Source organism: Mesorhizobium sp. M7A.T.Ca.US.000.02.2.1 (assembly GCF_003996995.1).
GTDB lineage: Bacteria > Pseudomonadota > Alphaproteobacteria > Rhizobiales > Rhizobiaceae > Mesorhizobium.
In genome coordinates, this window is sequence record NZ_RZTT01000364.1 from 1 (window position 1) to 6,196 (window position 6,196).

The 6,196-nt window shown below is 61.5% G+C and carries 7 protein-coding genes; 5 read left to right on the top strand and 2 right to left on the bottom strand.

Going from position 1 to position 6,196, the window contains the following annotated elements:
* The 5 genes from EOD15_RS26445 to EOD15_RS26465 all read left to right on the top strand — a co-directional run.
* Positions 1–360 (top strand): TOBE domain-containing protein (locus EOD15_RS26445; RefSeq protein WP_127408981.1); only part of this gene is annotated, 360 nt, incomplete at its 5' end.
* Positions 361–365: 5 nt separating this feature from the next.
* Entirely contained in the window at positions 366–1,478 is a 1,113-nt protein-coding gene (locus EOD15_RS26450; RefSeq protein WP_127320009.1) for a mandelate racemase/muconate lactonizing enzyme family protein, read from the top strand.
* A gap of 9 nt (positions 1,479–1,487) precedes the next feature.
* Positions 1,488–1,817: an L-rhamnose mutarotase gene (locus EOD15_RS26455; RefSeq protein WP_127269444.1), complete on the top strand. Its 330-nt coding sequence runs from the start codon at positions 1,488–1,490 to the stop codon at positions 1,815–1,817.
* Positions 1,813–2,886: a Gfo/Idh/MocA family oxidoreductase gene (locus tag EOD15_RS26460; RefSeq protein ID WP_185929084.1), complete on the top strand. Its 1,074-nt coding sequence runs from the start codon at positions 1,813–1,815 to the stop codon at positions 2,884–2,886. The genes EOD15_RS26455 and EOD15_RS26460 overlap by 5 nt, the downstream gene beginning before the upstream one ends.
* A complete protein-coding gene (locus tag EOD15_RS26465) occupies positions 2,883–3,338 on the top strand; it encodes a MaoC/PaaZ C-terminal domain-containing protein (protein WP_164761667.1) in 456 nt (151 codons plus the stop codon). Before EOD15_RS26460 ends, EOD15_RS26465 begins: the two co-directional genes overlap by 4 nt.
* 27 nt (positions 3,339–3,365) lie before the next feature.
* On the opposite strand, the gene EOD15_RS26470 is transcribed toward EOD15_RS26465, so the two are convergent.
* Positions 3,366–5,378, bottom strand: coding sequence for a putative 2-aminoethylphosphonate ABC transporter permease subunit (locus tag EOD15_RS26470; protein ID WP_127320015.1), 2,013 nt, complete (start codon positions 5,376–5,378; stop codon positions 3,366–3,368).
* Positions 5,362–6,196, bottom strand: an 835-nt coding sequence (locus tag EOD15_RS26475) for an ATP-binding cassette domain-containing protein (RefSeq protein WP_127408982.1), incomplete at its 5' end; no start/stop codon positions are given. The genes EOD15_RS26470 and EOD15_RS26475, both read right to left, overlap by 17 nt.

A 6,196-nucleotide genomic window follows, 5' to 3' on the forward strand; every position in this document is an offset into this window, starting at 1 on the left:
GACGACGGCCAGATGGTTTTCGCCAACGGCGAAAAGCTGCCGCTGCCCGCTCAGTTCAAGGCCAATGTCACGACCGGCGACAAGGTTGTGTTCGGGCTACGGCCGGACGACATCTATCCAACCGGCCATGGCATCAGTTCCGGTGGCGCGGCAGACGTCCACCAGATCGAACTGCCGATCACCGTTACCGAACCGCTCGGCAACGAGACGCTGGTGTTCGTCGAATTCAACGGTACGGACTGGGTGTCGCGCATGCTGAACCCGAGGCCACTCCGGCCGGGCGAGCGCGTCGCCATGAGCCTCGACATGTCGCAGGCGCATCTGTTTGCCACCGAGACCGGAAAGACATTGCGGAGCTGATCGGCATGACCAGAATCGAGAAAGTCGAGCTACGGATGGTGGACCTTGTGCCCAAGGTCAAACGCACCGACGCCATCCAGAGCTTCGTCAGCCAGGAAACGCCGATCGTGACCATCACCGATTCCGACGGCGCGGTCGGCACCGGCTACAGCTACACGATCGGCACCGGCGGCTCGTCGGTGATGCGGCTTTTGTCAGACCATCTGGTGCCGCGCCTGATCGGCCGCGACCCCGACATGATCGAGGCGATCTGGCACGATCTCGAATTCGCCACGCATGCCACCACGATTGGCGCGATCACCGCTATAGCGATCGCCGCGATCGACACGGCACTATGGGATCTGCGGGCCAAGAAACAGAACCTGCCGCTGTGGAAACTGGCCGGCGGTGCCAAGGACCGTTGCCCGCTTTACACGACCGAAGGCGGCTGGCTGCACATCGAGACGGCAGCACTTGTCGATGACGCACTGGCCGCCAAGGCCAAGGGCTTTCGCGGCTCGAAGGTGAAGATCGGCAGGCCACACGGCTCGGAAGATCTTGCCCGCCTGTCGGCGGTGCGCAAGGCGGTCGGCGACGGCTATGAGATCATGACCGACGCCAATCAGGGATTCTCGGTCGACGAGGCGATCCGGCGCGCCGCAAGGCTGCGTGAGCTCGATCTCGCCTGGATCGAGGAGCCGCTGCCGGCAGACGACATCGACGGGCATGTGCGGTTGTCGAACTCGACGCCGACGCCGATCGCGATCGGCGAGTCGCTCTACTCCATTCGCCATTTTCGCGAATACATGCAGAAAGGCGCCTGCTCGATCGTGCAGGTCGATGTCGGCCGCATCGGCGGCATCACGCCCTGGCTCAAGATCGCGCACGCGGCGGAGGCCTTCGACATTCCGGTCTGCCCGCATTTCCTGATGGAGCTGCATGTCAGCCTGACCTGCGCTGTTCAGAACGGCCGATACGTCGAGTACATTCCGCAGCTCGACCAGTTGACCGGCAAGCGCCTGCGGATCGAGGATGGCCAGGCGCTGGCGCCCGACGAACCCGGCATCGGCATCGACTGGGACTGGGACGCGGTCAAGGCCATGAGCATCGCCGAATTCACCACGGCGATCACGAAATAGGAGACTGATATGCAGCGGATGGGGATGGTTCTGCGACTGAAGCCGGAAAAGGTCGATGAGTATGTCCGCCTCCATGCCGCCGTCTGGCCCGACGTGCTGGCCATGATCTCCGCCTGCAACATCAAGAATTATTCGATCTACCTGAAGCGGCCGGAGAACCTGCTGTTCAGCACTTTCGAATATCACGGCAGCGACTACGAAGCCGACATGGCGAAGATGGCGGCCGATCCGAAGACGCAGGAATGGTGGGCGGTCTGCATGCCATGCCAGGAGCCGCTGGCGACGCGCAAAGAGGGCGAGTGGTGGGCCGAGATGGACGAGGTCTTCCATCATGATTGAAGGCGGTTTCGACCCTGCCTTGCTCGTTCAATCCTGGCCAAAACCCTCAAAACCCCGGCCGATCGTCACTTTCGGCGCCGGATCGATCGTCGGCGACGCGCATTTCCCGGCCTACAGGAAGGCCGGCTTTCCAGTAGCCGGGCTTTATGATCCCGACCACGCCAGGGCTGAAAAGCTGGCCAGCCAATGGGGCGTGACGGCCTTTGGCTCGGTCGAAGAAGCTGCTGCCGTCGAGGGCGCGATCTTCGATCTTGCCACCCCGCCGTCGCGTCATGCCGGTGTGCTGAAGTCCTTGCCTGATGGCGCAGTGGCGCTGATCCAGAAGCCGATGGGCAGCAATCTTGCCGAGGCGACCGCGATCCTCGAGATCTGCCGTGCCCGGAAGCTGCACGCAGCGGTGAACTTCCAATTGCGCTTCGCGCCGATGATGCTGGCGCTCAAGGGTGCTATCGGCAAGGGCTGGCTCGGCGAGATCGTCGACTTCGACGCCTGGCTGGCGCTGGCGACACCATGGCAGCTTTGGGAATTCCTGCTCAAGGCGCCGCGCGTCGAGATCGCCATGCATTCGATCCACTATCTCGACCTGATCCGGCAATTGCTCGGCGACCCCAAGGGTGTGCACGCCAAGACGCTCGGCCATCCCAACCATGCCGTGGCGCAGACACGCACCAGCGCCATTCTCGACTATGGCGACACCGTGCGCTGCGCGCTGTCGATCAACCACGACCACAAGTTCGGCCGCCGGCACCAAGCCTGCGAGTTCCGCATCTGCGGCACAGAAGGTGCCGCCTATCTCAAGCTGGGTCTCAACCTCGATTATCCCACAGGTGAACCGGATGTGCTGGAGATTTACCCCAAGGGTGGAACGGACTGGGTCGCGGTGCCCTTGGCCGGCGAGTGGTTTCCAGACGCCTTCGTCGGCCGCATGGCCAATGTCCAGCGTTTTGCCACCGGAGAAGATGCTATGCTGATCAGTCCGGTCGAGGATGCCTGGAGCACGATGGCGCTGGTCGAGGCGGCGTATCAGTCGAGTGCGGCACCGGCGACGCCGATCGCGGAAAGACCCTGATGGAACAGATACAGTATTTCGAAGACTATGAGATTGGCGCGTCGCGCCTGACCAGCGGCCGCACCATCACCGAGACCGACTTCATCGTCCATGCCGGCCACACCGGCGATTTCTTCCCGCACCACATGGACGTCGAGTTCATGAAGACGACGCCATTCGGCCAGCGCATCGCGCACGGCACGCTGGTGTTCTCGGTCGGCATCGGGCTGACGGCAACCGTCATCAACCCTGTCGCCTTTTCCTACGGCTACGACCGGTTGCGCTTCATCAAGCCGGTGTTCATCGGCGACACGATCCGGACGCGCACCACAATTACGGCCAGGGAAGACGACCCGAAGAGGCCGGGGTCGGGACGGGTGATCGAACGCTGCGAGGTGATCAACCAGCGCGGCGAAGTGGTGCTGGCGGCTGACCACATCTACATCGTCGAACGCAGGCCGGCGCAGGGCTGAGACTTGGGAAAGTCCTAGAGCATTTCATTATCGTACCCGCCAACCCTGAGTTCTTTTCAGGATACCTTTCGAAACAGCCAAGTGAATGATCCGCGCGAATGCGTTGGTGTAGAAGATCATCATGCCCATGGCAGCAGCAGGCGCGGTGTCGCCAGCGTCGTCCATGTTGAGCACTGCAACCGAGGCGAGCGCCGTGTGTGTTGTATAGATGAAGACCACCGCGGAAACCGTCGTCATGGCGTTGACGAAAAGATAGATCGAGATGTCAAGGATTGCCGGCAGACAGATCGGCACTGTCACCCGCGTGAACAGGCGATAGAAAGGCTGCTTCAGCGAGGCCGCGACCGGCTCGAACTCACGATCGATCTGCTTCAGCGCCGTCAGGGCCGTCAAATGACCGACCGTGTAAAAGTGCGTCACGGTGCAGACGACCAGGATCGCCATTGTGCCGTAGATCGCGTGCAGCGGATTGGCCGGATTGTTGAAGAAGAAAATATAGGCCAGGCCAAGCACAAGCCCCGGCACCGCCATCGGCAGCATGGCGAGGAAGTGGAAGGCTGCCCGTCCGGTCCTGAAGCCTTCGGTCTTTTCGACGATGTAAGCGCCGACGAAGACGATGACGGTTCCAAACACAGCGGTGAGCAACGAGAGCGTGATCGAGTTGTAGTAAGAAGCCCAGCCTCCGCCATCCATGCGACCGAACGCGAAATTCTTCAGGCTGAGACTGAGGTCGTAGGGCCAGAACTTGACCAGCGCGGCGTACTGGCAAATGCCGATGATGCCGGCGATGAACAACGCGACCAGGCTGCAATAAGCCAAACAGACCAGGTCGAAGCGGCGATTGGGTTTTGCCTCGTAAGGCACCGAGCGGGCCGACAGGAGCGAAACCTGCCTGCGCTGGACCAGGCGGTCGACGACGAAGGCGGCGATGGCCGGGATCAGCAAGATGACCGAGACCACCGCCCCCATCTCGAAATTCTGCTGACCAATCACTTGCTTGTAGATATCGACGGCGAGCACGTTGAACTGGCCGCCGATGACCTTCGGCAAGCCGAAATCGGTGATGACGAGCGTAAACACGACAAACGCCGCGGAGATCAAACCGTAGCGCGCGCCCGGAATGGTAACGACCCAGAACGTCCGCCACTTGCTGGCGCGCAGCGAAGCGGCGGCTTCATATTGGCGCTGGTCGGAGATCGCCAGTGCCGTCGAGATAATGATCAGAGCATGGGGAAAGGTGAAGAATATCGAGCCGACGACAATCCCCAACGGACCATAGATCGATATGCCGCCAAGCAGGCTTTTCAACAGGCCCTGGTTGCCGAACAGATAGATGAGGGCGATGCCGGGCAGTAGCGACGGCACCAGGATGGGAGCCATGGCGATGAGCCTGAATAGGCCCTTGAAGCGCATCTTGCTTCGGTTCAAAGCGTAGGCGAAGCCGAAGGCTATGCCGACCGTGATGATGGTGCTGATCAGCGCGATCAGGAAGGAGTTCTGGATCGAGCGGAACAGCGTTGGCGTCGAGAAGTAGGTTGTGTAGTTGTCCAACCCAAGCTCGCGCGCGGGCCTCAGCATAATGCGCCGAAAGGTGTTCGAATCGACTTCCTGCCATTCGGTGCCGCGGTGGAGTTGCGTGCCGATCAGGAAATAAGCGTCATCGGTCGTGCCGCGGACCTTGTATTTGACCGGGCTGCGGAAACTGAAATCCGGAAAGAAGCTGGTGGCCGGTAGCCGACCATCGGAACTGGTCGCAAGCTTTTCTGGCGGGACCGCGGCGAGTTTCTCGTTCAGAGCGGCGGCCGTCACTGGCTCGCCGAAATTGCCGAGCTTGTCGCTGACCTGGAATTCGAACGCGCCAAGATCGAAGCTGTAGGTCGAGAACGATTTCGACAGCATCACGTAGAGCGGGGCTGCCAGCGACAGGACCAGATAGAACGAGATGACGACCAGCAGGCCGCGCTTGATCAACTCGTCCTTGTCGAGCGACTGTCGGAGCGCCCGACCGGACGGCATCAGGATATCAGTTGCCGCCGCCATGGCGCTCTCCTTGCGGGAAGACAAGCAGTCGGTCGGCGGGCAGTTCCACCGTTAGCGCTCCGCCTTCGGCGAGGCCGAGACGCCGCGTGGCGTTGACCGAGAAATCGGCGATCAGAATCTCGTCTCCAAGCTCTCCGCCGCGCAGCCGGGTGCGCCAGAACGAACCCAGGAATTCCATTTCACCGACGGTCACTTCGATCAGGTTTTCCGAAGTCTTCACCACATCGGGTGCTCCAGGCGAGCGCGAACCCGGCCCGTGTGGAATCACGTCTTCCGGTCGAATGGCGGCGACGACTGCTTCGCCGTTCGCAAAGCTGTGCGGCGCGCATCTGAAAGCCTTCGTCCCGAAGCCTACCGAATCTGCTCCTACCGTCGCATCGAACTTGTTGGTCTCGCCGATGAAATCGGCGACGAACAGCGTCCTGGGATGGCGATAGATTTCAGTCGGGCTGCCGACCTGCTCGATGACGCCATGGTTCATGACTACAATGCGGTCGGCCAACGACAATGCTTCTTCCTGGTCGTGCGTAACCATGATCGTGGTGACGCCGAGCTTGCGCTGCAGCCCCTTGATCTCGTGGCGCAAGTGCACGCGCACCTTGGCGTCGAGCGCCGACAGCGGCTCGTCGAGCAGAAGCAGGCCGGGCGAGGTGGCGATGGCCCGGGCGAGCGCGATGCGCTGCTGCTGCCCGCCGGAAAGCTGCGCTGGGTATTTCTTCGCCTGATCGGACAAGCCGACCAGCATGAGCAATTCCTTGACGCGGGCATCGATCTCGGCGCGCTGCCGTTTGGTGTTTTCCAGGCCAAAGGCGATGTTC